Below are 26256 nucleotides of genomic sequence, written 5' to 3' on the forward strand. Positions count from 1 at the left end.
TGGTTAAAACAGAGGGGGGTTAACAGCGGATTAATCGTGGCAAATGTAATGATCGTGCGGACGCCATCGCGGGCAAGCCCGGCTCCCACATTGGAATGCAATCCTCTGTGGGAGCCGGGCTTGCCCGCGATGATGCCGATACGGTCAATTGGCCAAATTCTATTCCAACGCCGCCGCCGGGCCAAAGAACTCATAGCGCGCCTGCTTCTCCGGCACACCCAGCGCTTTGAGATGACGCTTGACCGCCGCCATGAAACCCTTGGGGCCCAAGAAGTAGGCATCAATATCACGCTGCTCAGGCAACCAGGCTGCCAGTTGCTCCTGGTTGAGCATCCCGACCTGGTCTGCCGCCGGGCTGATACCGTCATCCTCGGCATAGCAGTAGAAACGCTTGAGCTGCGGATGCTGGGCCGCCAGCGTATCCACCCAATCACGGAACGCATGCACCCCGCCGTTACGGGCGCAATGGATGAAGTGCACCGGGCGTTCGGTTGCCAGGGCGGCTTCGAGCATCGGCAGTGTGGGCGTAATGCCTACCCCGCCGCTGATCAACACCAGCGGTTTATCACTGGCGGCCAGGGTGAACTCACCCGACGGCGGGAACAGGTCAATGGTCGCGCCGACGTGCATCTGGTCGTGCAGGTAATTGGAGACCCGCCCGCCCACTTCGCGCTTGACGCTGATGCGGTACAGCCCGGTGTCGGTGAGGGCCGACAGGGAATAGTTGCGGCGCACTTCTTCGCCATCGAGCACCAGTTTCAGGCCGATGTACTGGCCGGGGGCTGCGGCCAGGATCGGGCCGTTGTCCACCGGGGCGAAGTAGAAGGAGATGATCTCGTCGCTCTCCTCCACGCGCTTGACCAGCAGGAACGCCCGCGCACCCCGCCAGCCGCCGGGCGCCTGGGCTTTTTCGTCGTAGATGGCCGCTTCGGCGCCGATCAGAATGTCCGCCAACTGGCCGTAGGCCGCGCCCCAGGCACTCATGACCTCGGGGGTGGCAATCTCGCTGCCCAGCACTTCGGAAATAGCCCGCAGCAGGCAGGCCCCAACGATGGGGTAATGCTCCGGCAGAATCTGCAAGGCCACGTGCTTGTTGATGATCTTGGCCACCAGATCGCCCAGTTGGTCCAACTGGTCGATATGCCGCGCGTACATCAGCACGCCATTGGCCAGGGCGCGAGGCTGGTCACCACTGGCCTGGTGGGCCTGGTTGAACAGCGGACGGACTTCGGGATACTCGGACAGCATCATGCGGTAAAAATGGGTGATCAGTGCTTCACCGCCGCTTTCCAGCAGGGGCACAGTGGATTTAACAATGGCACGGTCTTGGGCACTCAGCATGGGAGACTCCTCGGTCTTTTTACTCATTACCCTTAGGTAGTCAGTATTCGTGCCAACTAATAAACCCATGTTTTTCAATAGTTTAAACATTATGTAGTCAGTATGACCTCCTACGCTTTATAGTCATATCGACTACAAGGAGTCATTATGACTGCAAAACCGCTGCTCACCGCCCTGCTGCCGCTGGTCGCCGATCTGTCCCGGGAACTGCCCGAAGGCGAGCGCTACCGCCGCCTGCTGCAAACCATGCGCGCCCTGTTGCCCTGCGATGCCGCCGCGCTGCTGCGGCTGGATGGCGAGTGGCTGGTGCCGCTGGCGGTGGATGGCTTGAGCCCTGACACATTGGGCCGACGTTTCAAGATCAGCGAACACCCGCGCTTTGAAATACTGCTGAGTAGCCCCGGCCCTACCCGCTTCGACAGCGACAGCCAATTGCCCGACCCCTATGACGGCCTGGTCGCCGGTTTACACGGCCACCTCGAAGTCCACGACTGCATGGGCTGCCCGCTGTTTATCGACGACCAGCCGTGGGGCCTGCTGACCCTTGACGCTCTCGACAACGAGCGCTTTGAACGGGTCGAACTGGACGCGCTGCAGGCCTTCGCCAGCCTCGCCGCGGCCACGGTCAATGTGGCTGAACGCATTGAGCGCCTGGCGCTGCGGGCCGAAGACGAGCACCAGCGCGCCGAAATCTATCGCCAGGCCAGCGGCCAGCAGCACAAGGAAATGATCGGCCAGAGCAAGGCGCATAAACGGCTGGTCGAGGAAATCAAGCTGGTAGGCGGCAGCGACCTGACCGTGCTGATCACCGGCGAAACCGGGGTCGGCAAGGAGCTGGTGGCCCAGGCGATCCATGCCGCGTCATCGCGTGCCGACAAGCCGATGATCAGCCTCAATTGCGCCGCACTGCCGGAAACCCTGGTAGAAAGCGAGCTGTTCGGCCATGTACGCGGCGCTTTCACCGGAGCGCTGAATGAGCGCCGAGGCAAGTTTGAACTGGCCAACGGCGGCACGTTGTTCCTGGACGAAGTGGGTGAACTGTCATTGAGCGTACAGGCCAAGCTGCTGCGCGTGCTGCAAAGCGGCCAGTTGCAGCGCCTGGGTTCGGACAAGGAACACCAGGTGGACGTGCGCCTGATTGCCGCCACCAACCGCGACCTTGCCGAAGAGGTGCGCAATGGTCGTTACCGTGCCGATTTTTACCACCGCCTGAGCGTGTACCCGCTGCAAGTGCCGGCACTGCGTGAACGCGGGCGTGATGTGCTGCTGTTGGCTGGCTTCTTCCTTGAACAGAACCGTTCGCGCATGGGCCTGGGCAGCCTGCGCCTGACCGGCGATGCCCAGGCGGCGTTGCTGGCCTACAACTGGCCCGGCAATGTGCGCGAGCTGGAGCACTTGATCGGCCGCAGCGCGTTGAAAGCCCTGGGCAACTGCCGCGAGCGCCCGAAAATTCTCAGCCTGAGCGCCCTGGACCTGGACTTGCCCGACGTGAGTACGGCGGTGGCAGAACAAGCACCGGCCCAAGCCCTGCCCATGGTCAGCGGCGACCTGCGCCAGGCCACCGAGCACTACCAGCGCCAACTCATCAGCGCCTGCCTGGAACGCCATCAGCGCAACTGGGCCAGCGCCGCCCGCGAACTGGGCCTGGACCGCGCCAACCTGGGGCGCATGGCCAAGCGGCTAGGCCTCAAATAAAGCAGGCACCTCAGTCCAATGTGGGAGCTGGCTTGCCTGCGAAAGCGGTGGGTCAGTTAAAGATACATTGACTGGCACACCGCCTTCGCGGGCAAGCCCGCTCCCTCAGGGGATTCGTGGCAGGTGCTGCTTCTATCGGCAAGCCGGCTCCCACATTCAGGCTTGGCTAGCCTTGAGGCCCGCCAAGATGGACCGGGGCTTACGAAACACCAGCACATTCCCCAGCATCACCAGCACCAGCCCCATCAACGCCGGCGCCGTCCACTGGTAGCCCTCGGCCACGGCCGACACATTCAGCGCCACCACCGGAAACAGCACCGTGCAATACGCCGCCTTCTCCGGGCCCATGCGGCCCACCAGGGTGAGGTAAGCGGTAAAACCAATCACCGAACCCGGGATCACCAGGTACCACAGCGCACCGATATACCGCGCACTCCAGTCCATCTCGAAGGGAATGCCACGCACCGCGCAATAGGTCGCCAGCATCGCCGCCCCATAGGCCATGCCCCAGGCATTGGTGGTCAACGGCTTGAGCCCAGCCTTCTGTTGCAGGCTGGACAACAGGTTGCCCGCCGAGAAGCACAGGGTGCCCAGCAGGGCCAAGCCCAGGCCCAACAGGGTTTGCGGGCTAGCGGTATGCCCAACCAGCTCCGGCCAGAATAAAAAGCCCAGCCCCAGCAACCCAAGCGCCCCGCCCATCAACACGTTACGCGCCACCCGCTGGCCGAAAAACACCCGGGCATTGAGCGCGTTCCACAAGGTCGCCGTGGAGAACACCACGGCCACCAGGCCACTGGGGATCCACTGGCTGGCAGTGAGAAAGCACATGAAGTTGACGCAGAACAGGCACAGCCCTTGGGCCAGGCAGATCAGGTGCCCGCGCCGGTTCATCACCTGCAACTTGCGGCTGAGCAGCAACAGCGCAAACAGCACCAGCGCCGCCAGGCCGAAGCGATAGACAATCGACACGGGAATCGCCACCACGCCCAGCTGCCACTTGAGCGCAATCCAGGTGGTGCCCCAAATCAGCACCGTGAGTAAATACAGGAAGAGGTTCATAGCAGGCTCCGTCGTTTGAGCCACAGTGTTGCCTTCAACCACCCTGAGGTTCTTGCACATTCTTGCGCTTTTGTCGGGCGATGGGCTCACAGCGCCCGCCGCCGGGAGTAGGATGCAAGACGTCGGAGAACACACCATGCCAGAGCTGGAATCGCTGCACGTCTTTCAATCCCTCAACCGCTCGCCTCACGCACGCTTGGAAGCCTGCGCCGAGCTCGGTGACGGTTTGTCTGCGGCCGTGTGGAGCAACCACCACGATGCCCAGGACTACCAGGCGCCCAGCCATCACACTTTGTCCTGTTATATCGGCGGCGGCACGGGCACCTTTCGCCGTGACCGGCCAGGCACCAAGGGCGGCCCCGACAAATTGTGCATACTGCCGGCCGAGCACCAGTCGGCGTGGGTGATCAATGGCGAGATACGCCTGGCCCATGTGTATTTCAGCCCGGAGCAATTTGCCCTCGGCTGCGTCACCTTGCTGGACCGCGAGCCGCGGGAGTTGCAGTTGCGTGAGACGACCTTCCTTGAGGACGCCCGTCAGGCCCGACGCTTTCACCAGTTGATTAGCCTCAACTGGCTCGAACCCGGCGAGCGCCTGCTGACCAGCAGCCTGGCCCATGAACTGCTCAGCCACACCCTGCTCAACCAGGTCGGCGTGCGCGACGGCCTGCGCCTCAAAGGCGGGTTGGCGGCGCACCAACGGCGGCGTTTGGTGGAGTACATCGACCACCATGTTGAAGATCCCATCAGCCTCGGCCAGTTGGCGTCGATGTGCGCGCTGTCGGAATACCATTTCGCCCGGATGTTCCGTCAGAGCTTCGGCGTGCCGCCCCATCAATACCTGCTGGCACGCCGCCTGGCACGCGCGCAAACTTTGCTGCGCAGCGGCTCGTTGCCCTTGGGTGAGGTCGCCTTGAGGTGCGGTTTTTCCAGCGCCAGCCATTTCAACCAACGCTTTCGCCAAGCCATGGGCGCCACCCCGGGTGAATATCGCCAGGCACTGCGCGCCTAGGCCATCAAGCCCAGCGTCTTGGCCTTGGCCACCGCCTGAGTGCGGCGCTCCACCCCGAGTTTGCTGTGGATGCGCCGTGCATGGGTCTTGACGGTGTGCAAGGAGATATACAGGCGGTCGGCGATTTCCAGATTGGAGTTGCCCAGGGCGATCAACTGCAACACTTCGAGTTCGCGCTGGCTCAGAGGGTTTTGCGTCGCACCGGCAGGCGTGACCTGAGGCTCCAGGCCCAGCTCACTCAATAGCCCGGGTGCACGCAAGCGCAGTTCGCGAATCGCCTGCTGTACCTGGCAACGAGCCGCCAGCGCCAGCCCGGCCTGCAATGCACGACGGGCCAACGCCGGGTCACCGAGTTGCCAGGTCACCTCACCCAACACCAGGTGCAGTTCGGTTTCCAGACACAGCATGCCGCGCTGCCGGGAGGTTTCGAGCAAGGCATTGAGCCGTGCGATAGGTTGCTCGGCACAGCCCAGCCTGACCTCGGCCAGCACCAGCAAATACTCCAGACGCGGGATCAGTTCCAGGGTCGCCGGCGGTGCCTGCTTGGCACTGGGCCCACGGAAATGGCGCAACACCCGGCGCACCGCTTGTACCGTCAACTCAGCCCGGCCCTGTTGTAGCCACAGGTGTCCGCTGACCAACAACAACACCGCGCGATACACCGTCTCCGGGACATGGCGCTGCTGCATCAGGCGCTCGGCGTCGCGCAATTGAATGAACGCCTGGGCGTAGTCGCCACGATTGGCCGCCAGCAGCGCCAGGCCGAGATAGCCATATAGCACGCGCTTGTCCTGGCTTTGCAGGCACAGCGTCAAGCCGGTCTCAAAGCATTCGCACGCCAGGGCGTCCTGGCCTTGCCGCAAGGCCAGGTGCCCACGGCGCAGGACGATGCGCCCCACCAATGGCCCGGCCCTGAGCCGCTGGCGAGCCAGCATCGCCTGCACCGTTTCCAGCAGGCTCTGCGCCCGATACGGCGCGCCGCGCTGCTCCAGTAACTGGGCGTGGTCCAATTCCAGCAGGGATTCGAGCACCAGCGAACCGTGAGCACGTGCCAGGCACAATGCTTCGCGGCTCAAGCTCTGGGCGACATCCAACTCACCGCGCAGCAGGGCTTGCTGGGTCAGGCCCGACAGGCACATCAGGCGTGAGGTCCAGGCGCTGTCAGGCAAGGCTTGCAGCGCTTCGAGCAAGTGTTCGCGGGAACGCTCGGCATCACCGCTCAAATGCAGCAACCAACCCCACTGCGCCTGCCAGCGCGCCAGCAGATAGCGCTGCGCGGCGGGCGTCGGTTGCGGGGCGAACCGGGCCAGTTGGTCGATACACAAGGCCGCCTGTTCGAAGCGCCCGGCAAACAACAACGCGGCCGTGAGCAGCCCCACCAGTTGCGCCGACCCCAACATCAATTCATCGCCCTGCTGTTCATGCAGGCGCAACAGCAGCACGGCGTTCTGCTGGCGAAACAAATCCTCGAAACTGAAGTGCTGCAACAGGCTCACCGCCACTTCATATTCCTGCGCCAGCAACGCCTGCTCGAACGCGGCCTGCCAGTCACCCTCGGCGCTGAACCATTGGCACGCGCGTCGGTGCCAGGAGCGTTTGGCCGGCCAGGGTTCGTCGCGCAGCAGTCGCGCCAACGGTGGGAAAATGTGGAGCCAGTCGCTGGTGTCTTCCCAGGGCTGGATAAACGCACCCAGTGCCTGCAATTCGCGCAAATGCTCAGCGCCGTCACCACCACCGAACAAGTACTCACACAGGTTCAGGTTGAAACGCGGCAGATGGGCCAACACCCGCCAGGCCTCAGCCAATGGTGCCGACAAGGTGTTGAACAGCTCATGCTGCAGGTAATCGAGCAGGGTCTTGTCGGGGTGGCCGTCGCCCAACAAGGCGATACGCACACCGGCGCACCAACCGGCGCTGAACTGCATCAGGCTGTCGACGGTATGCCCCGGGGCGAGCAGTTGCTCGACTTCCTCGGCGCTGAAAAACAACTCGCTGCACTCCAGCAACTCATCGTCGAGCAACAGGCGTGGCCAATTGCACAACGGGCGCCGTCGCGCGCCCAGCCACCAGGTCAACTGCGGGCTGCCAGCGGCGAGCAAACGGTCCAGCAGCGCATCCAGCTCAGGCGCAGGTGAGCGACAGAAATCATCCAGAAACAACCACGTGGTGTGTGGCCAACGGCCCAAGTCGAGCAATAACGTGGCTTCATCCACAAACGGCAAGCCAAGCTGCTGCGCCAGCCGTGCGCAGAATTCCAAGGGGCTGAGCGCGGCACCGTTGAGTGGCATCCACACCACCTGACACCCCTTCGGCGCCTGCAACGCACACTCGGCGAGCAACGCGCTCTTGCCACTGCCACCCGGCGCGCACAGCAACCTTACCCGCGCCTGCGCCGTCAGCAGCGGCACAGTCAGCCGCGCACGCAACACATGGTGGGCGGACAGCCGTGGCATAAATCCAGAACGGTCCAGGCAGCCGGTCATGGCGGTCATTGCTGCATCCTGCTGTTTTTATTGTTGCGTCACCCTAGACCTGTGGTTGGCGGTTGTTGAAGAAGTATTCAGCGGGTTGATTGAAGACCATAAAAACCAAGGTATACGTCCTTCAGTGTGGGAGCTGGCTTGCCTGCGATGGCGGTGCAACAGCAATCGATGAGCGGCCTGGCCCACCGCCATCGCAGGCAAGCCAGCTCCCACATTTCCAACCTCATTTCAGTGTGGAATCAGCGAACGCCCGCCGACCTCAGTGCAGCCGGGGTGTAGTCCGCCGCCTTGGCTGCGAAACCGAACACGAAACTGCTTTTCTCCTCGTTCTTCATGCCCAGCGCGATGTAGCGTCCGGCAATCAGGTCGTACAGGGTTTCCACGGTGTAGGCCGGCACCTGGTGGTCGTAGTAGAACTGCGCATGGCCTTCGGCAACGCGCCACAGTTGGCCGCGGCCGTCGTAGTGGTCCACCAGGGCGACTTGCCAGCTGTCTTCGTCGATGAACATATGGCGTTTGGCATAGATGTGCCGCTCGCTGGGCTTGACGGTGCCGACCACTTCCCACACGCGGTGCAACTCGTAACGGGTCAGGTCCTGGTTGATATGCCCGGCCTTGATGATGTCGTCGTACTTGAGGCTTGGCGAATCGAGCTTGTAGCTATTGTAGGGAATGTACATCTCCTTCTTGCCCACCAGTTTCCAGTCATAACGGTCGGGTGCGCCGGAGAACATGTCGAAGTTGTCGGTGGTGCGCAGGCCGTCGGAGGCGGTGCCTGGGCCGTCGTAGGACACCTGCGGCGCGCGCCGCACACGGCGCTGGCCGGCGTTGTAGATCCAGGCCAGGCGCGGTTCCTTCACCTGGTCGAGGGTTTCATGCACCAGCAGTACGTTGCCCGCCAGCCGCGCCGGGGCGGTGACCGATTGCTTGAAATAGCTGAGCACGTTGGCGGCCTTGGCCGGGTCGATATCCGGGATGGCTTGCGGCACCGCCACTTCTTCTTCGAAACGGATCGGCGTGTAGCTGCCATTGGTCTGTGGCGTGGCCTGGGTGATGATGCGCCGCAGGTTGCCGCCGTGGTAACGGGTGATGTGATTCCACAGCACCTCCACGCCATTCTTCGGGATAGGGAACGCGTAGTAACGGTTGCCGGTAAAATTCTCCAGGCCGTTGCCATCGTTGATCGCCTTCACATTCACGGCGCTGCGCTTGATCGACTCGTAAATGTCCGCCGGCAAGTTGACCGTGCGGTGGCTGGTGTACACCGGAATCTTGTAGGTCTCGGGGTAGCGCTTGAACATCGCCACCTGGCCGTCGGAGAGCTTGTCCTTGTACTTGTCCACCGTGGCAGCGGTGATCACGAACAGTGGTTTTTCACTGGCGAAGGGGTCGGCGAGAAACCCCTTGCTGTCCACCGCGCCTGCATTCTTGGGGATGCCGCCGGTCCAGGCCGGAATCGAGCCATCGGCGTTGCCGGCTTTTTCCGCGCCGACCGGGGTCAGGGAAGTGCCGAGCTTGGCTGCTTCTTCGGGCGATACCGCCGCCATTACGTTGGCGGCCAATACGCTCAGGGCCAACATTGCAATCATCTTACGCATAGGGTCTTGTCCTTCTTTTAAGCCAGATCAGAAGTTCACGCCGAAGCTGAGGGCGAGGAAGTCGCGGTCGGTCAGGGTGTTGTAGTCACCGCCAAAAAAGTCGGTGTAGCTCAGGCTTGCGGTGTAGGTGCTGCGATAGTCCGCATCCACGCCGACGCTGATGGCCTTGGCGCCTTTGTTGAACAGGCCGTTGGGGCCGTAGCCCGCCACGTCGTGGGACCAGGACAGGTTGGGCTTGAGGTTCACACCGGCAATGGCGTTGTTGTAGTCAAGGATCGCCCGCGCCCGGTAGCCCCACGAGGTGGAGGTGACAAAACCGTCGGTGTCACCTTGAAAACCGTAGGCGCCGTACACCGAGTCTCGGCCGTAACGCAGTTTGGTTTTGTCTTCCAGGCCGGCGACGTGCACCACCGCCGCTTCGCCCACCAGGGTCAGGCGCTCGGCGCCCAGTACCTGGTCGAAGAACTGGGTCATGGTGCTCTGGATCTGGGTGATTTCCTTGCGGCGATAGCCTTTGTTGTCATCGCCGAAATTGCTGCGGATGGGTGAGGCGAGTTGGCCCGCAATGGGATTGACCAGGGCCAGGGTCAGGTCAGTGGTGTTGAGCTGCACCGGCGCATTGGGCCGATAGCTGATTTCGCCGGTCCACGCCGTGCCCGTGGGCAAGGTGGTGGAGAAACTGGCGCCGAACAGGCGGATGTCTTCCGGGTAATCCAGGTAGTACTGGCCGCGGCCAAGCATGGTGCTTTGCGCCAAACCGCCCCCGGAACCGGGTGCTAGGGCGTTGGCGGTGTTGATGATGCGCCCGATGGTGGCCAGGTTGGTATTGGCGGTCAGGGTGCCGACGGTCGGTGTACGGCTGTGGTAGTTCATGAAATACAGGCCGTATTCAGTGTCATCGCCCAGCCAGCGCAGGGCCGCGCCGAACTGGCCGGAGTCACGCGCATCGCGGTCACCGGCACGCCGCACGATCACGCCTTCATTGGTCACGCCAAACCCTTGACCAAAGGCAGCGGCCACCGGTTGCAGCGGTCGGATCGCCGGGCTGCCCACGGTGTAGTTATTGGTGCAGCCGTCCGCCGCCACGTCCCCACCGAAGAAGGTGCCGCAGTTGTCGAGCACCGTCTGGTCCCATTCCAGTTGGTAGAAACCTTCCACTGTCAGTTGATTGGTCAGGCTCTGGGAGGCAAACAGCATGTTCACCGGGATCAAGCCTTCCTTGATCTCGGCACCGGGCCTGCGAAACGCCGACACGTCGATCGGGTTGATGCTGTTGATGGAGTTACCGATGAAGGTACTTTCGCCCCAACTGACCACCTGCTTGCCGGCGCGCACGGTGCCGGGCAGGTCGCCCAGGGAGTAGTTGTGGTAGACGAAGGCATCGAGGATCTGCGCACCGCTGGACTTGGCGCCTTCCTTGCGGTTGTGATCGCTGATGGGCTTGAACTCGCGGTCTTCGTCCTTGAGCTCGAAGTCGTACCAATACTTGCCACGCACGAATACCCCGGTGTCGCCGTACTTCAACTCAAGGTCGTGCAGCCCCTTGAAGATCTTGGAGAAGGTCTCGCCCTTCTTGAAGTTGAGGCGCCCGTCATCCCCGGTGGACGCCTGGCCCGTCCCGCCATTGACCGTGCCGACCAGGCTTTTATCGGCATCGCGCATGCCCCAACTGGCGCCGACCGACAGCGAGGAGTCGAATTGCCCTTCGATCTCGCCGATGTTGAACGAAACAGCCTGCGCCTGGGCACAGCAGCCCAGCGCAACCGCAGTGGCCAGCGCCTGTGGCGTGAAGATGGCGCGCATTATTGTTTTTGTCATGCGTCTTCCCCGGTGAGTGACAGAAGGCCCCACCCTACTGCCGCCCTTGAGGAGCGATAAGCGCACCAAGGAGGTATTCGTGTTGTCGCTCGAAAGGATGACGGGGTTCTCTGGCCGGGCGTTGGCTTGATGACATGCATGCGATGGATGAAGGGTTATCAGAAGGATCGATGGCGCCCTGTAATTATTGCCGATCTGGTAATAGTCCTTGTCCTGATTCGCTATTACTCATTTTGTTACAACCGACTATTCTTGCCTGGCTTTCAGGGCAAACAGCCCGCTCCCGCATTGGGGAGAAAAGCTGATTTATAACGGATTGATCCCGTAATCAGTCTGTTCCCGGTGTTCACTGACGTTGATTTGTCGCTCCTTGATCCAACGTCTTACTTCGGCCGCTGCCTATGCAGCGGCCTTTTTTATGCCTGCAATAAAACGGGGCGTCATCGACGCCCCGTGGGATTCATTGATTTACCGGCAATGATCAGAGGCTGAACTTCTGCAAGTTGGCCATCATTTCCTTCAGTGCCTCGATATTGTCCTTGGGGTGCGCAGCCCCTTCGAAATCGCAGATCTGCTGCCAGTGCGCGGCCACATCCTGCGGCGAAAAACCGGCCTCGGGATCAAAACCCACACCCAGGCTGCGCTCCCAACGGGTCTTGCCGATCCAGCCGCCACCCACTTCAAACAAGCCTGCGGTTTCTTCACAGGCGTCACTGCCCAGGTACACCACCAGCGGGCTGACCAGTTCCGGCTTGAGGCGCTCGAACACCTGCGGCGGGATCAGCCCTTCGGTCATGCGCGTGCCGCCGGTGGGGGCAATCGCGTTGACCAGGATGTTGTTCTTGCGCCCTTCCAGCGCCAGGGTGCGGGTCAAGCCATACAGGCCCAACTTGGCCATGCCGTAGTTGGACTGGCCGAAGTTGCCGTAAATGCCTGACGTCGACGCCGTGAAGATCACCCGGCCATAACCCTGCTCGCGCAAATGCGGCCAGGCGGCGCGGGTGACTTTGTAGGCACCTTCGACATGCACCCGGTAAACCAGGTCCCAGTCGTTGTCGTCCATTTTGTGAAAGGTCTTGTCGCGCAGGATGCCGGCGTTGTTGACCACCACGTCGACCCGGCCGAAAACATCCAGGGCGTTCTGTACGATCTTGTCGCCGTCGGTGACGGAGTCATGGTTGGCCTCGGCAATACCGCCTGCCGCGCGGATCTGCGCCACCACCCGGTCGGCCGCCGAGGCGTTGGCGCCCTCGCCTTGGGTTGAGCCACCGAGGTCGTTGACCAGCACTTTGGCCCCGTGCTTGGCGAACAGCAGCGCATGGGCCTGGCCCAAGCCACCACCGGCGCCGGTGACGATCACGACCTTATCCTGGAACTGCACTGACTCACTCATACCGAACTCCGCTGGCGACAATGGGATAGGCAGAGTGTCACGCACGCAGCCTTTGGTCACAATAAAGACGGCCGGGGCTGAATGGTGCTTGATAAGGCAGCGGGATGATGCGCGGAATCAGGAATAGGCCGCGCGCGGTGAAGGCTGGCTGATGCGCTCACGAAACGCCTGGTAATGCTTGAGCACCTGGACCGGCGCCTCGATCTGCGGGTAGTGGCCGATATTGGCCAGCCTTATCGTGTCGGGCGCGGGCACCAGTTGGCGATAGCGCTCGACCATATGAGCCCCGGAAATCGGGTCTACTTCGCCGTCGATCACCCGCAGCGGCACTTCACCTCGCTGCATGGCCGTGAGCCAGCGCTCGCGCAGACGACGGCGCTGGGGGATGTAGGCGATGAGTTTGTGCAGGATACGCGGGCCGTCGTTGCAACTGATCAAACTCCAGAAATCATCCAGCACGCTTTCACTGGGCCGCGTCTGGGGGCCGAAGATCTGGTTGAAACTGCTGGCCAAGGCATTGCGCCCAAAGGCCCGACCGATCATCCAGCCCAACGGGCTGAGCAGCAGCTTTTGCACCAGCGCCGGCCGATGGGTTTCCGGAAACAGCCCGCCGTTGAGAAATACACAACTCGCCATCGGGAACCGGCCCTCGTAATGCCGAGCCAATAATTCCTGGGCGACACTGTCGCCGTAGTCATGAGCCAACACATGCACCGGCTGCTCTACGCGCAGGTGCTCAAGCAGCGCCTGTTGCAGATCGGCCTGTTCCAACAGGCAATAGTCGTGGTCCATGGGTTTGGCCGAGTCGCCAAAGCCGAGCATGTCGCAGGCAATCACCAGATTGCGCTGGGCCAGGGGTTGCCACAGGTAGTGCCAGTCCCAACTGGCCGTGGGGAAACCATGGATCAGCAGCAACGGCTCGCCCTGCCCGGCCATCCAATATCGCACGGTGTGGCCACGAAAGACGAAGTCCTGGCCGCGCTTGCGCCAGGCTCTGAGCGGTATCTCGGCGAGTGGCATCAGCTTTTATACCCGGGGTCCTGGTGGTCCAATTTGCGTAGCAGCGCCGGCCAGGCCAGCGCACCACCCATACCTTGGGCGCTTTTTGTGACAGCTGCCACCATCGCCTTGGCACCGGCGAGAATCTGCGGTTCGATGGCGATCAACTCGGTGCCGCCGCTCTGGGCCAGCACCTGGATCTCGCAGGCGCGCTGGAAGGTGAACATCATCAGGAAGGTATCGGCGATGGTGCCGGCGCAGGTCAGCAGGCCGTGGTTGTGCAGCATCAGGAAATTGTTCTGGCCCAGATCCGCTTGCAGCCGGGCCTTTTCCTCGTGATTGAGCGCCACGCCCTCATAGGCGTGATAGCCAAGGCTCGACAGCACGAACAGCGATTGCTGGCTGATGGGCAACACACCCTGCTTTTGCGCACACACCGCCACGCCCGCAGCAGTGTGGGTGTGCAGCACGCAGGTCACGTCGTGGCGCACTTCGTGGATGGCGCTGTGGATGGTGTAGCCCGCGGGGTTGATCTCGTAGGGGCTGTCCATTTGCTTATTGCCGGCCTGGTCAACCTTGACCAGGCTCGACGCGGTGATCTCGTGGAACATCAGCCCATAGGGGTTGATCAGGAAATCTTCAGTGCCCGGCACCTTGGCCGAAATATGCGTGAAGATCAGGTCATCCCAACCGTGCATGGCCACCAGGCGATAGCAGGCCGCGAGGTCCACGCGGGTTTGCCATTCGGCGGCGCTGACCTGGGCTTTGACGTTTTGTGGCGATGGAGCAGGGGCTAGGCTCATGGCAATGACCTCCTTGGCGCACTTCTTATGGTGTCTAAAGTGAGAGCCAGTCTAGTCAGACGCCGAGGCGCAAGGAGTTTCCTTGGCAGCCAGCTTGATGACTGAGCGAGTCAGTCAAGAGAATAGTACAAATACGTGTCAAACAAGCGCCGTCAATAACGGCGCTCCCTGGGGCTCAACCGCGCAGCGCGGTGATCAAATCGGCCAGCCAAGGCTCGGCGTCAGCTTCCGGGGTGACGCTTTCGCTGGCGTCCAGGCGCAGCATCGGCTGCACTTCGCGGATGCCCAGTTCGGCGAACAATTCGCGCATTTGTTCACCGCCGCCACAGAAAGTATCGCCATAGCTGGCGTCGCCCAGGCCGATGACCGCTCCCGGCAGGCCGCGCCAGGCGGCGGGCAGTTGGTCGCGGATGGTTGAGTACAGAGGCTGCAGATTGTCGGGCAACTCGCCCATGCCGGTGGTCGAGGTCACTGCCAGGAATGCATCCGGAGCAAAGGCCTGCACGTCTGCCAGCGTGGCACGTGCGTTGTGCCAGGCGTTGAAACCTGCGTCCTTGAGGATTTCTTCCGCGTGGCGAGCGACTTCTTCAGCCGTACCGTAGACCGAGCCGGAGAGGATGGCGACTTTCATCAATCTGATCCTGTGGTTGAGTGAAAGCGTGGGATATTAGCAGCCTGTGCCAATATTTCAGTGCGCGCCGTGCAACATTCCAGACTTGCCATAAACTGGCAAGGTCAAAACCAGGCCATGGACCGCTCTATGATTAACGCCAAACTGTTGCAAATGGTCGTCAATGCGTCCAACGACGGAATCGTTGTTGCCGAGCGCGAAGGCAACGACAAACCGCTGATCTACGTCAACCCGGCCTTCGAACGGCTGACCGGCTATACCCTCGACGAGATCCTGTATCAGGACTGCCGCTTCCTGCAGTCGGGCGACCGCGACCAACCGGCCTTGATCGCCATCCGTGACGCGCTCGACAGCGGCGGCGCCTGCCGGGAGATCCTGCGCAACTTTCGCAAAGACGGCACGCCTTTCTGGAACGAACTGTCGCTTTCGACCGTGTACAACGAGGTCGACAAGCAAACGTATTTCGTCGGCGTGCAAAAAGACGTCACCACTCAAGTCAAAGCCCAACAGCGCGTCGCCCAGCTGGAAGCCCAGTTAGCCGAGCTCAAAAGTGAGCTCGCGGCACTCAAGGCGACGAGTGGATTTAACAAACTGTAAAAAACGCGGTCTTTAGAGCGATAATGGCTTTTTAATGCCTCAGCCTTGAGCCAGATCAATGCAACGCGACACGCTATTGACGCAGGACGAGCTGGATTTTATCCAGGACATGCAGCACAACCCGCAGCTCAACCTGCGGGATGCATGGTCGAGCCTGACGGTTAATGGCGGCGCACAGATTCGCGATTTGCTCACGCGGCTAGCGGCTCACGACCAGGTCACCATCCAGGCGCAGTTCGACAACCAGCAACTCACCTTCCCGTTGCACCTGGTGGAAGATGAGTTTCATGCCGTGCATTTGCGCCTGGGCGTACCGAGCATTTTTGAAGATGGGCCGATGATCCGCCCGTGGCGCCTGGCGCTTGAAACGCCGGTGGCGCTGGAAAACATCAAGGGCTACTCCAGCGCGCTGTGGGTGCACGAAGTGTCATTCAAAGGGGTGCTGGTAGAAGTGCGTGGCCGGGTCAAACCGCCAAAGACGTTTTCCCTGTGGTTCAGCCCTTCCGGCTACGAACGCATCGCCCTGCGCGGTACGCTGGAGCGGGAAACCGCCCGCGGCCTGTTCGCTTATCGCCTCAGCCAGAGCGATGCCGATGAGATCGAACGGTTACGCCAGTTCATCCTGCACCAGCATCGCCTGGTTCATCCTCACGTTCATGCCTGAGACTCCAGATGGCCGCTGAGCAGTTGCTGCAAGCGGCGCGGCATCAAGCGCCCGTCATTGCCCAGACAACCAATCGATGCCCCCTCCAGGCTGTGTTCCGCCAGCTCTGACGCCTCTCCAGCCAGCAGCAACGGGCAGTCGAGGGTGAAGGCCAGGCGATTGAGCCGCGACGCCAGCTCTGCGCCAGGGGCATGGTTGGAAAACAGCACCAGGGCTTGCGGCCGAGTGCGCTCACAGATCAGCGTCAACTCATCCAGTGGCTGGCCAACGCCCAGGACCTTGACCGCCAGTTTCTCGCTCGACATCAACAAGCCCGCCACCAGCAACTCCAGCTCACGGCACTCTCCGGCAATGGCTGACAGCAATACCCTGGGCGCTGGCGAGGCACAGGCCATTTGCAGGCACCGTGCGACACGCGAGCGCAGGAAATTATCGAAGAACAGCCACTCGCTGGCTTGGCCAAAGCGGCCTTGGTGACGTAACAACTGCTGCCACAGCGGGACCAGAATGTCCTGGAACACCACGGCCGTCGAATAGACGCTGAAGATCTGGCCGTACAACCGGTCGAGCTCACGATCATCAAAGGCACTGATGGCCTGCCGCAATTGCGCCTGCCATTGGCGCCACTCCAGTTCGGTATCGCTGCGTGACGCGGTAGCCGGTTCGTTGGGCTGTGGGTCGCGCGCCAAAAGCTTGCCGACTTTGCTCACCGCCACGCCACGTTCGATCCAGTCGAGGATGCGGTGCACGGTGTCGATATCGGTGCTTGAGTACAGCCTGTGCCCACTTTCGGTGCGTAAAGGCTGGATCAAACCGTAGCGACGCTCCCACGCCCGCAAGGTCACCGGGTTTACACCTGTGAGTCTTGCCACTTCACGAATCGGAAACAGCCCCTCGCAGTCAGAGTGGCTGTCGGCTGTCGTTTCGCGAAGAGGCGCAGTGATTTCGGGCATCAGCGGTCAAAAAACTTGTATGAATTTGAACACCATTTAACGCCGATTGAACTGCATGATTCAAGATCTACGGCGATCCATCCGAAGTTTCTGGCGTATTTGGGCAAATCCGGAATAATCCTTGCCTGTTCTTTTGCGTCGCTGCACCACCCCGCAGCCTCGTTCGTGCACAGCCTACCCGGCTCGGCGCACTTGCTGATTTGGAGATATACGATGTCTACCTCACCCGTCACCTTGATGGTTGCGCGCCGCGTGGCCAAAGGTCGCTACGAAGAACTGATGGCCTGGCTGCGTGAAGGCGAGCAATTGGCGACTGACTTCCCCGGTTACCTGGGTTCCGGCGTGCTGGCCCCGCCACCCCATGATGATGAGTTCCAGATCATCTTCCGCTTTGCCGATGAAAAAACCCTGCATGCCTGGGAATTCTCCGCGTCGCGCAGCGCGTGGCTGAGCCGAGGCAGCGAGCTGTTTGCCGACCCGTCGGAACACCGCGTCAGCGGTATCGATGGCTGGTTTGGCGCAGTGGGTGCCCGCCCGCCACGCTGGAAACAGGCGGTGGCCATCTGGTTGGCTTTTTTCCCGGTATCGCTGCTGTTCAACTTCGGCCTGGGCTCGCTGCTCAGCGAGTTGGACCTGTTCAGCCGCGTACTGGTGAGCACCGCAGCACTCACCCCGTTGATGGTTTATTTCTTTATACCGCTGTCGACCCATCTGCTGACGAACTGGCTGCACCCTTCGCCCCCTCGCAAAGTCACTGAAGCCGCCGCTTGAGTACAGGGAGGCCGGCGCGCTGGTATAGTTTGAGCCTGCTAGCGACTTGAGCCTCCCATGAATGCAACCAACGCTCCGATCCTGATCACCGGTGCCGGCCAGCGTGTCGGCCTGCATTGTGCCGAGCGCCTGTTGGATGAAGGCCAAGCGGTGATGTTCAGCTACCGCAGCGAACGCCCCGGCGTGCTGGCGCTGCGTGAGCGCGGTGCCATCGGCGTGTTTGCCGATTTCTCCAGCGAAGCCGGCGTGCTGGCTTTCATTGCCGCAGTCAAAACCCATACTCAAAGCCTGCGAGCAATCATCCACAACGCTTCAGCCTGGGTCGCCGAAACCCCGGGCGACGAAAGCCGTGCCTTTATCGACATGTTCAGCGTGCACATGCTTGCGCCGTACCTGATCAACCTGCATTGTTCACCTTTGCTGCAACGCTCGACACCCGCCGATATCGTGCATATCAGCGACGACGTGGTGCGCAAGGGCAGCCGGCAGCACATCGCCTATTGCGCCACCAAGGCCGGGCTGGACAGCCTCACGTTATCGTTTGCCGCACAGTTCGCGCCGCTGATCAAGGTCAACGGCATCGCACCGGCGATGGTGATGTTCAACGAAGGCGATGACGCGGCCTATCGCGCCAAAGTCCTGGCCAAGTCGGCCCTGGGCATCGAGCCCGGACCCGAGGTGATCTACCAGAGCGTGCGTTACCTGCTGGACAATCCCTATGTCACCGGTACCACCCTGACCGTCAACGGCGGGCGGCATATCAAGTAAGCCGTTTGCGAGGATGTTGTATGACCTTATCCCTGCCCCACCATTACCGCGAGATCCTGGGCGAAGACCCGCAGCGCGAGGGCCTGCTCGACACGCCCAAGCGTGCCGCCAAGGCCATGCAGTACCTGTGTCATGGCTATGAGCAGAACCTGGAAGAAATCGTCAACGGCGCACTGTTCGCGTCCGACAATGACGAGATGGTGATCCTCAAGGACATCGAGTTGTATTCGTTGTGCGAGCATCACCTGCTGCCCTTCATCGGCAAGGCCCATGTGGCCTATATTCCGACCGGCAAGGTGCTGGGCCTGTCAAAACTGGCGCGCATTGTCGACATGTTCGCCCGGCGCCTACAGATCCAGGAAAACCTCACGCGGCAAATCGCCGACGCCATCCAGGACGTGACCCAGGCCGCCGGCGTGGCGGTGGTGATCGAAGCCAAGCACATGTGCATGATGATGCGCGGCGTGGAGAAACAGAATTCAACCATGAACACCTCGGTGATGCTCGGCGCCTTTCGCGAGTCGAACACCACCCGCATGGAGTTCCTGCAACTGATTGGACGGAGCAAGTAGCAATGCCACAACTTCAACCAGGCATGGCGCGTATCCGGGTCAAGGACCTGTGCCTGCGCACCTTTATCGGCATCAACGAGGACGAAATCCTCAACAAACAGGATGTGCTGATCAACCTGACCATCCTGTATGCCGCCCAGGAAGCCGTGCGTGACAACGACATCGACCACGCCCTGAACTACCGCACCATCACCAAGGCCATCATCGCTCACGTCGAAGGCAATCGCTTTGCCCTGCTGGAGCGCCTGACCCAGGAACTGCTGGACCTGGTGATGAGCAACGAATCGGTGCTGTACGCCGAAGTCGAAGTGGACAAGCCCCACGCGCTGCGCTTTGCCGAGTCGGTTTCGATCACTCTGGCCGCCAGCCGCTGATACCAAGTGAGCCCTATGAACGACCAACAACGCCTCGAACTCGAAGCCGCCGCCTTTCGCCGATTGGTGGCCCACCTGGACAGCCGCAAGGATGTGCAGAATATCGACCTGATGAACCTCGCCGGCTTCTGCCGCAACTGCCTGTCCAAGTGGTACAAGGCCGAGGCCGACGAACGCCAGATCGAGGTCAGCCTCGATGAGGCCCGTGAAGTGGTGTACGGCATGCCGTACGCCGAGTGGAAAGCCCAATACCAGCAAGAAGCCAACGCCGACCAACAGGCCGCGTTTGCCAAAGGAAAGCCTCATGACTGATTTGAACACCCTGCGCGCCAGCCTCAACAGTGGCGAACACCTCTTTGCCGACACCCTGGCGTTCGTCGCGGCCGGTTACAACTACCAGCCGCAAGCTTTCACCAACGGCGGTGTGGAAAACGCTGCCGGACAGAACGAAGGTTCGTGCAAGACCCTGGGTTTGGCGCTGCTGGAAGGGTTGAGTGATAAGGAAGCACTGCTAGCGTTTGGTGAGCATTATCGGTCGGTGGTGGCGACGCCTGAGGGCAGTGACCATGGCAATATCCGAGCGTTGATTGCCCATGGGCTGGCCGCAGTGAAGTTTGCTGAACAGCCTCTGACTCGCCGCTGATTTAATAATCAACCCCGCTCAATGTGGGAACCGGGCTTGCCCGCGAGGGCGGTGGTGACTATCACACCGCTATCGCAGGCAAGCCAGCTCCCACATTTGTTTTGCGGTGTCTCGGCTAGATCGCAGGCATAAAAAAACCGGCTTTCGCCGGTTTTTTCAATTTCACAGGTTTAGAACGAAGCGTCCTTCAAACCGTCGAGGTAACGCTCGGCATCCAGGGCCGCCATGCAACCGGCGCCGGCCGAGGTGATGGCCTGGCGGTAGACGTGGTCTGCCACGTCGCCGGCAGCGAAGATACCTTCGATGTTGGTCGCGGTCGCATTGCCTTCACGGCCACCTTGCACCACCAGGTACCCGTCTTTGGCTTCCAGCACGCCTTCGAACAGCGAGGTGTTCGGGGTGTGGCCGATGGCGATGAACACACCGTCGACTTTCAGCTCGTCGAAGCTGCCGTCGTTGTTTTTCAGACGGGCACCGGTCACACCCATGTTGTCGCCCAGGACTTCATCCAGGGTGGCGTTGAGCTTGAGGATGATCTTGCCTTCAGCGACACGGGCGTGCAGCTTGTCGATCAGGATCTTCTCGGCGCGGAAGGTCTCGCGGCGGTGAACCAGGGTCACGGTGCTGGCGATGTTGGCCAGGTACAGCGCCTCTTCCACAGCAGTGTTGCCACCACCGACCACGGCAACCGGCTTGTTGCGGTAGAAGAAACCATCGCAAGTGGCGCAGGCCGAAACGCCCTTGCCCATGAATGCTTCTTCCGACGGCAGGCCCAGGTAACGCGCACTGGCGCCGGTGGCGATGATCAGCGCGTCGCAGGTATACACACCGCTGTCACCGGTCAGGCTGTAAGGCTTTTTCGAGAAGTCGACCTTGTTGATATGGTCGAAGACAATCTCGGTTTCAAAGCGCTCGGCGTGCTCTTTCATCCGCTCCATCAGCACCGGGCCGGTCAAGCCGTGGACATCGCCAGGCCAGTTGTCGACTTCAGTAGTGGTGGTCAACTGACCGCCCGCCTGCATGCCGGTGATCAGCAGCGGCTTGAGATTGGCCCGGGCAGCGTAGACAGCGGCGCTGTAACCGGCAGGGCCGGAACCGAGAATAATCACTCGGGAATGACGGGTATCAGACATGACTCACTCCTACCGACCGCCCAAACCACAGGGCGGCGGGAATAAAAAAGGACCGCGAAGCACTTGGGGAAGGCTTTGACTCGCCAGGTCCTGAAAATAATGGGTGCAGCGTATCGAGGGGGGCAAGATTAAGGAAATACGCATTAACAATCCAGCTCATAGGTGTTCTCTATGCGCGCAATTAAGTTAATCGACACCTTTGTAACCCTGGATGTCGCCTACCTGCCCGCGCTTTCACAACAGGTGCAAAGCCGGTAAGGTCGGCGCGTTCGCCATTTTGCTCGGAGTATTCCATGCCCGCCCCTGCTCTTTCCGGCCCGCAATACCTGCGTGAAGGCCTCAAACTGGTGTTGAGCCCTGGCCTGCGCCTGTTCGTGTTGCTGCCGTTGGCGATCAACCTGGTGCTGTTCGTCGGGTTGATCTATTTCGCCGGCCATCAGTTCAGCCTGTGGGTCGATAGCTTGATGCCGACGCTGCCCCACTGGCTAGGCTTTTTGAATTACCTGTTGTGGCCGCTGTTTGTTGTGCTGGTGGTGCTGATGGTGTTTTTCACGTTCACCATGCTCGCCAATATCATCGCCGCGCCGTTCAACGGGTTTCTCGCCGAGAAGGTCGAGGTCGTGGTACGTGGCACCGACGACTTCCCGCCGTTCAGTTGGGCCGAACTGGCCGCCATGGTCCCACGCACCCTGGCGCGGGAGATGCGCAAGCTGGGTTACTTCCTGCCACGTGCCATCGGCCTGTTTATCCTGTCGTTCATCCCGGTGGTCAACCTGATCGCGGCGCCGTTGTGGCTGCTGTTTGGCGTCTGGATGATGGCGATCCAGTACATCGACTACCCGGCCGATAACCATAAGCTGGGCTGGAACGAGATGCTCGCATGGCTGCGCCAGAAACGCTGGCAGAGCATGAGTTTTGGCGGCATTGTCTACCTGGTACTGCTGGTGCCGGTGGTCAACCTGTTGATGATGCCAGCGGCGGTGGCCGGCGCAACGTTGTTCTGGGTGCGTGAACAAGGCGCCGAGGCGATGGCGCAGCAAGCGGTGGCCAAGTCATAAATCCATCATCGCACTGACACAATGGCGACATGGCCCACGCCGACACTGTGGGTCATGACGACAGCCTCGCTTCACATCACCCTCATTACCGAAACCTTCCCGCCGGAAATCAACGGGGTGGCCAATACCCTTGGCCGCCTGTGCGAGGGTTTGCGCTCACGCGGCCATCAGGTCGAACTGGTGCGCCCACGTCAGAACACCGATAAGAGCCGATCAAGTGACGATCAACTGCTGCTGTGCCGCGGCTGGCCATTACCCGGTTACCCAGGGCTGCAATGGGGCCAATCGTCGATGCGAAAACTGCTCCGACGCTGGAGCCGGCAGCGCCCGGATGTGTTGTATATCGCCACCGAAGGGCCGCTGGGATTGTCCGCTTTGCGGGCGGCGCGGCGGTTGGGAATCAGCGTCGTCAGCGGCTTTCATACCAACTTTCAGCAGTATTCGAACCAGTACGGCTTGAGCCTGCTCAGTCGCGTGGTCACCCATTACCTGCGCTGGTTTCACAACCGCTCGAGCCTGACCCTGGTACCGAGCGCCAGTCAGCGTCTGGAACTGGAGCGTCGGCATTTTGAGCGCTTGGGGATGTTGGCCAGAGGCGTCGACAGCCAACTGTTCCACCCCGCCAAACGCGACAGCACTCTGCGCGAACGCTGGGCATTGAATAATGAGCAAATCGCAGTACTGCATGTAGGACGACTGGCTCAGGAAAAGAACCTGGGACTGCTCAAGCGCTGTTTCGAGACCTTGCAAGACAGATACCCACTGCGTCAGATGAAACTGATCATCGTTGGTGATGGGCCGCAACGAGCCATGCTGGAGAAAGACCTTCCCGACGCCATTTTCTGCGGTGCCTTGCGCGGTGAAGAACTGGCTCGTCATTACGCATCCGGCGATGTGTTCCTGTTCCCCAGCCTGACCGAAACATTCGGTAATGTGGTTTTGGAGGCCATGGCTTCAGGACTGGGAGTTGTGGCCTACGACCAGGCAGCCGCCACCCAGCATATTCGTCATGGCTATAACGGGGTGCTGGCGATGCCGGGGGATGAAAATGCGTTTTGCGATGCCGCCAATTGGCTGCTGGAGGACGCAGAAGGTTTACGCCGTATGCGCCTCAATGCCCGTCAACACGCAAGCCGCCAAGGCTGGCCAGCGATTGTCGAGCAATTCGAGCATCAGTTACGTGGGGTGTGCGGGGAGAGTTTTGACCTTCCAACGCAACCTTACGTGCGCTGAACAATCGGTCAATGATCAAACGCATGGCCAGCCTGCTACCGGCCACTCAAGTTTTGCCTGGTATTTAAACCGGGAACCAACGGTTGCGTAACGCCAATCATAGAGACCTGCCGATCAAGCAGGCCCTTTGAATATGGAGATAATGAACAATGCCAATTTATGGAATGGGTGTACGCAATGGCGTCAACATGCCAACCGCGGAGTGGACACGCCAGCAACAATGGCTGGATCAATCCCGTGCAGAACCGCCAACCTACGGCCAGCCTGGGCACAAAGATGGGCTCAAGACTGATCATCACAAAGAGCTGAATAAGCGGCCAGAGTATTAATCACTAAAGCAACAGAACTCCCTGTGCCCCATCACAGGGAGTCCGAGTCCTTACACTAAGGTCGTCAGCGCCTCACGACTGAAGGGCAGGATGTCGCCTTCACGCCCTTCGCGCACCTTCACCGCCCAATCCGGGTCCACCAGCAATGCACGGCCCACTGCCACGAGGTCGAACTCATCGTTGTTCAGGCGCTCCAGCAGTTTCTCCAGGCTGGCAGGCTGGGCGACTTTGTCGGTGTTGACCATGAACTGCAGGAACTCGCCATCCAGGCCCACGCTGCCCACCGTGATGGTTGGCTTGCCGGTGAGCTGACGCGTCCAGCCGGCCAGGTTGAGGTCCGAGCCTTCAAATTCCGGCTCCCAGAAACGACGGGTGGAACAGTGGAAAATATCCACGCCAGCGTCAGACAATGGCTTGAGGAACTCACCCAACGCTTCAGGGCTTTGTACCAGGCGCGCGGTGTAGTCCTGCTGCTTCCACTGGGAGAAACGCAAGATGATCGGAAAATCCGGGCCGACAGCGGCGCGGGTCGCCTGGATCAGTTCGATGGCAAAGCGCGAGCGGTTGGCCAGGCTGCCACCGTATTCGTCGGTGCGCTGGTTGCTGCCTTCCCAGAAAAACTGGTCGACGAGGTAGCCGTGGGCACCGTGGATTTCCACGCCGTCCATGCCGATCGCCTGGGCATCCTTGGCCGCTTGGGCGAAGGCGTTGATCACCTGCGTGATGTCCTGTTTGGTCATGCCGTGCACAACGACATTGCCGTCCTTGAGCTTTTCCATCGGGCCATAAGCCGGCACGCTGGCGTCAGGTTCAGTGCCGATACGGCGCACACTGCCCACATGCCACAGTTGCGGGACAATCTTGCCGCCTTCGGCGTGGACTGCATCGACCACTTTCTTCCAGCCGGCCAAGGCGGCTTCACCGTAAAAATGCGGCACGTTGGGGTAGCCGTTGGAGGCTGGGTGCCCGACCACGGTGCCTTCAGTGATGATCAAGCCCACACCGGCAGCGGCACGGCGACGGTAGTACTCAATGACTTTCGAGTTGGGTACGCCACCTGGGGAGAACGAGCGGGTCATGGGCGCCATGACCACGCGGGTCGACAGTTGCAATGCACCGAGCTGGAAGGGTTTGAACAAGGCTTGGACGGGCATGGAGCGCTCCACGGCTGAGAAATTTATGACGTGGATAATATGGAAAGCAGAGCGTCTCTCAAAGTACTATTGATCTAAATGATTAAGGTATAGAAGCGCCCGAATACCTGTAGGCGTCAACTCAGGGCTTTTTCGATGGCCTGGATGATGGAGGGATCTTCTGGGGGCGTACGGGGCGAGAAACGCGCAAGTACCCGGCCATCCTTACCCAACAGGAATTTCTCGAAGTTCCAGGTGATATCCCCAGGAAACTCAGCGCCCTCGCCCGCCAGCAAGCGGTACAGCTGGTGCCGATCAGGGCCGTTGACCTCGATCTTGCTGCCCAGTGGAAAGGTCACGCCGTAGTTCAGGCTGCAGAACTGCTGAATCTCCTGCTCGGTGCCGGGCTCCTGGCCTGCAAACTGGTTGCATGGCAAGCCGAGCACTGTGAACCCTTGGTCCCTGTACTGCTGGTAGAGGTTTTCCAGCGCCGCGTATTGCGGGGTCAAACCACATTTGGACGCCACATTCACCACCAGCACGACTTGGCCCTTGAAAGGCGCCAGCGGTAGCGCTTGTCCGTCCAAGGCTTTGAGTTTCAGATCGTGGAAAGCACTCATGACGAACTCCAGATATCCCATGTTCTTTGCATTGCAGCCCTTCGGAGCTTACAACCCGAAAGGCTGCAATCATAGACGCCGGTGACGAAACTCGCCTGCAGGTTACTGAGCGGTCGGCCAGGGCAAAATCGGGATCGCCGTCACCGCATTCTGCGGGCTGCCTTCGATCAAGCGGTCGCTGTAGACCAGATACACCAGGGTGTTGCGCTTCTTGTCGAGGAAACGCACCACCTGCATGGTCTTGAACACCAGCGAGGTGCGCTCCTTGAACACTTCGTCGCCGTCCTTGAGTTCACCCTTGAAGTGGATCGGGCCCACCTGGCGGCAAGCGATCGAGGCCTCGGCACGGTCTTCGGCCAGACCCAGCCCGCCCTTTACCCCGCCGGTCTTGGCGCGGGACAAGTAGCACGTCACGCCATCGACCTTGGGGTCGTCAAACGCTTCAACCACAATCCGGTCGTTGGGGCCGACGAACTTGAACACTGTCGACACCTGGCCGACTTCTTCGGCCGAAGCCAGCAGCGGCATGGCCAACAGCAGGCCGAGCAATCCCTTTATCACGCGCATCGTGTATTT

Annotated in this window: 26 protein-coding genes; 12 read left to right on the top strand and 14 right to left on the bottom strand. The window is 60.8% G+C overall.

Going from position 1 to position 26256, the window contains the following annotated elements:
• Positions 1–159: 159 nt before the first annotated feature.
• Positions 160–1341, bottom strand: a complete 1182-nt coding sequence (gene hmpA, locus BOP96_RS16390; RefSeq protein WP_014719866.1) for an NO-inducible flavohemoprotein — start codon at positions 1339–1341, stop codon at positions 160–162.
• A 147-nt stretch (positions 1342–1488) separates the two neighbouring features.
• Here hmpA and norR point away from each other — a divergent pair, with 147 nt between their 5' ends.
• Positions 1489–3036, top strand: coding sequence for a nitric oxide reductase transcriptional regulator NorR (gene norR, locus BOP96_RS16395; protein ID WP_032902541.1), 1548 nt, complete (start codon positions 1489–1491; stop codon positions 3034–3036).
• 156 nt (positions 3037–3192) lie between these two features.
• Here the strand turns inward: norR and BOP96_RS16400 are convergent, their stop codons facing one another.
• Positions 3193–4095, bottom strand: coding sequence for a DMT family transporter (locus BOP96_RS16400; protein WP_020302018.1), 903 nt, complete (start codon positions 4093–4095; stop codon positions 3193–3195).
• A gap of 136 nt (positions 4096–4231) precedes the next feature.
• Here BOP96_RS16400 and BOP96_RS16405 point away from each other — a divergent pair, with 136 nt between their 5' ends.
• On the top strand, positions 4232–5107 hold the full coding sequence (locus BOP96_RS16405) for a helix-turn-helix domain-containing protein (RefSeq protein ID WP_060768063.1): 876 nt from the start codon (positions 4232–4234) through the stop codon (positions 5105–5107).
• On the opposite strand, the gene BOP96_RS16410 is transcribed toward BOP96_RS16405, so the two are convergent.
• The 7 genes from BOP96_RS16410 to BOP96_RS16440 form a co-directional block, all read right to left on the bottom strand.
• A complete protein-coding gene (locus BOP96_RS16410; protein ID WP_073453358.1) occupies positions 5104–7599 on the bottom strand; it encodes a helix-turn-helix transcriptional regulator in 2496 nt (831 codons plus the stop codon). The genes BOP96_RS16405 and BOP96_RS16410 overlap by 4 nt on opposite strands.
• A 230-nt stretch (positions 7600–7829) precedes the next feature.
• Positions 7830–9188 (bottom strand): DUF1329 domain-containing protein, encoded by a 1359-nt coding sequence (locus BOP96_RS16415; protein ID WP_058410978.1) that lies wholly within the window; start codon positions 9186–9188, stop codon positions 7830–7832.
• A gap of 27 nt (positions 9189–9215) precedes the next feature.
• The gene (locus BOP96_RS16420; protein WP_014719872.1) at positions 9216–11006 is read right to left on the bottom strand and encodes a DUF1302 domain-containing protein; all 1791 of its coding nucleotides are present in this window, start codon (positions 11004–11006) and stop codon (positions 9216–9218) included.
• 481 nt (positions 11007–11487) lie between these two features.
• Entirely contained in the window at positions 11488–12399 is a 912-nt protein-coding gene (locus BOP96_RS16425; RefSeq protein WP_073453361.1) for an SDR family oxidoreductase, read from the bottom strand.
• Positions 12400–12516: 117 nt separating this feature from the next.
• Entirely contained in the window at positions 12517–13419 is a 903-nt protein-coding gene (locus BOP96_RS16430) for an alpha/beta fold hydrolase (RefSeq protein ID WP_058410977.1), read from the bottom strand.
• Positions 13419–14201: a class II aldolase/adducin family protein gene (locus BOP96_RS16435; protein WP_073453363.1), complete on the bottom strand. Its 783-nt coding sequence runs from the start codon at positions 14199–14201 to the stop codon at positions 13419–13421. The genes BOP96_RS16430 and BOP96_RS16435 overlap by 1 nt, the downstream gene beginning before the upstream one ends.
• 175 nt (positions 14202–14376) lie before the next feature.
• Positions 14377–14832: a flavodoxin gene (locus BOP96_RS16440; RefSeq protein WP_014719876.1), complete on the bottom strand. Its 456-nt coding sequence runs from the start codon at positions 14830–14832 to the stop codon at positions 14377–14379.
• A 129-nt stretch (positions 14833–14961) separates the two neighbouring features.
• Here BOP96_RS16440 and BOP96_RS16445 point away from each other — a divergent pair, with 129 nt between their 5' ends.
• Positions 14962–15429: a PAS domain-containing protein gene (locus BOP96_RS16445; protein ID WP_020302025.1), complete on the top strand. Its 468-nt coding sequence runs from the start codon at positions 14962–14964 to the stop codon at positions 15427–15429.
• 58 nt (positions 15430–15487) lie between these two features.
• Positions 15488–16093 (top strand): hypothetical protein, encoded by a 606-nt coding sequence (locus BOP96_RS16450; protein ID WP_020302026.1) that lies wholly within the window; start codon positions 15488–15490, stop codon positions 16091–16093.
• On the opposite strand, the gene BOP96_RS16455 is transcribed toward BOP96_RS16450, so the two are convergent.
• Positions 16084–17046, bottom strand: a complete 963-nt coding sequence (locus BOP96_RS16455; protein ID WP_032902534.1) for a MerR family transcriptional regulator — start codon at positions 17044–17046, stop codon at positions 16084–16086. The genes BOP96_RS16450 and BOP96_RS16455 overlap by 10 nt on opposite strands.
• 213 nt (positions 17047–17259) lie before the next feature.
• Between BOP96_RS16455 and BOP96_RS16460 the strand changes: the two genes are divergently transcribed.
• From BOP96_RS16460 to BOP96_RS16485, 6 genes are read left to right on the top strand one after another with little or no spacing between them, the layout of a single operon-like run.
• Entirely contained in the window at positions 17260–17817 is a 558-nt protein-coding gene (locus BOP96_RS16460) for an antibiotic biosynthesis monooxygenase (protein WP_073453365.1), read from the top strand.
• Between the two features lie 57 nt (positions 17818–17874).
• Positions 17875–18585, top strand: a complete 711-nt coding sequence (folM, locus tag BOP96_RS16465) for a dihydromonapterin reductase (protein WP_073453367.1) — start codon at positions 17875–17877, stop codon at positions 18583–18585.
• A 20-nt stretch (positions 18586–18605) separates the two neighbouring features.
• A complete protein-coding gene (gene folE, locus BOP96_RS16470; RefSeq protein ID WP_073453369.1) occupies positions 18606–19157 on the top strand; it encodes a GTP cyclohydrolase I FolE in 552 nt (183 codons plus the stop codon).
• A gap of 2 nt (positions 19158–19159) precedes the next feature.
• Positions 19160–19531 carry a dihydroneopterin triphosphate 2'-epimerase gene (gene folX, locus BOP96_RS16475; protein ID WP_003194073.1) on the top strand — a complete coding sequence of 124 codons (372 nt, stop codon included), beginning with the start codon at positions 19160–19162 and terminating at the stop codon, positions 19529–19531.
• 15 nt (positions 19532–19546) lie between these two features.
• Positions 19547–19843, top strand: coding sequence for a DUF1244 domain-containing protein (locus tag BOP96_RS16480; RefSeq protein WP_014719882.1), 297 nt, complete (start codon positions 19547–19549; stop codon positions 19841–19843).
• The gene (locus tag BOP96_RS16485; protein WP_014719883.1) at positions 19836–20174 is read left to right on the top strand and encodes a HopJ type III effector protein; all 339 of its coding nucleotides are present in this window, start codon (positions 19836–19838) and stop codon (positions 20172–20174) included. The genes BOP96_RS16480 and BOP96_RS16485 overlap by 8 nt, the downstream gene beginning before the upstream one ends.
• Positions 20175–20344: 170 nt before the next feature.
• On the opposite strand, the gene trxB is transcribed toward BOP96_RS16485, so the two are convergent.
• Positions 20345–21307 (bottom strand): thioredoxin-disulfide reductase, encoded by a 963-nt coding sequence (gene trxB / locus BOP96_RS16490; protein ID WP_003194076.1) that lies wholly within the window; start codon positions 21305–21307, stop codon positions 20345–20347.
• Between the two features lie 293 nt (positions 21308–21600).
• Here trxB and cysZ point away from each other — a divergent pair, with 293 nt between their 5' ends.
• Both cysZ and BOP96_RS16505 read left to right on the top strand, forming a co-directional pair.
• Positions 21601–22365, top strand: coding sequence for a sulfate transporter CysZ (cysZ, locus tag BOP96_RS16500; RefSeq protein WP_019817478.1), 765 nt, complete (start codon positions 21601–21603; stop codon positions 22363–22365).
• A gap of 54 nt (positions 22366–22419) precedes the next feature.
• Positions 22420–23598 carry a glycosyltransferase family 4 protein gene (locus BOP96_RS16505; protein ID WP_019817477.1) on the top strand — a complete coding sequence of 393 codons (1179 nt, stop codon included), beginning with the start codon at positions 22420–22422 and terminating at the stop codon, positions 23596–23598.
• A 379-nt stretch (positions 23599–23977) separates the two neighbouring features.
• On the opposite strand, the gene BOP96_RS16515 is transcribed toward BOP96_RS16505, so the two are convergent.
• From BOP96_RS16515 to BOP96_RS16525, 3 genes are all read right to left on the bottom strand, one after another.
• Positions 23978–25081, bottom strand: coding sequence for an NADH:flavin oxidoreductase (locus BOP96_RS16515; protein ID WP_014719887.1), 1104 nt, complete (start codon positions 25079–25081; stop codon positions 23978–23980).
• A 116-nt stretch (positions 25082–25197) separates the two neighbouring features.
• A complete protein-coding gene (locus tag BOP96_RS16520) occupies positions 25198–25680 on the bottom strand; it encodes a glutathione peroxidase (RefSeq protein WP_014719888.1) in 483 nt (160 codons plus the stop codon).
• A gap of 102 nt (positions 25681–25782) precedes the next feature.
• Positions 25783–26247 carry a CreA family protein gene (locus tag BOP96_RS16525; RefSeq protein ID WP_014719889.1) on the bottom strand — a complete coding sequence of 155 codons (465 nt, stop codon included), beginning with the start codon at positions 26245–26247 and terminating at the stop codon, positions 25783–25785.
• Positions 26248–26256: the final 9 nt, after the last annotated feature.

Source organism: Pseudomonas sp. FSL W5-0203, from assembly GCF_001896155.1.
Classification (GTDB): Bacteria; Pseudomonadota; Gammaproteobacteria; order Pseudomonadales; family Pseudomonadaceae; genus Aquipseudomonas; species Aquipseudomonas paracarnis.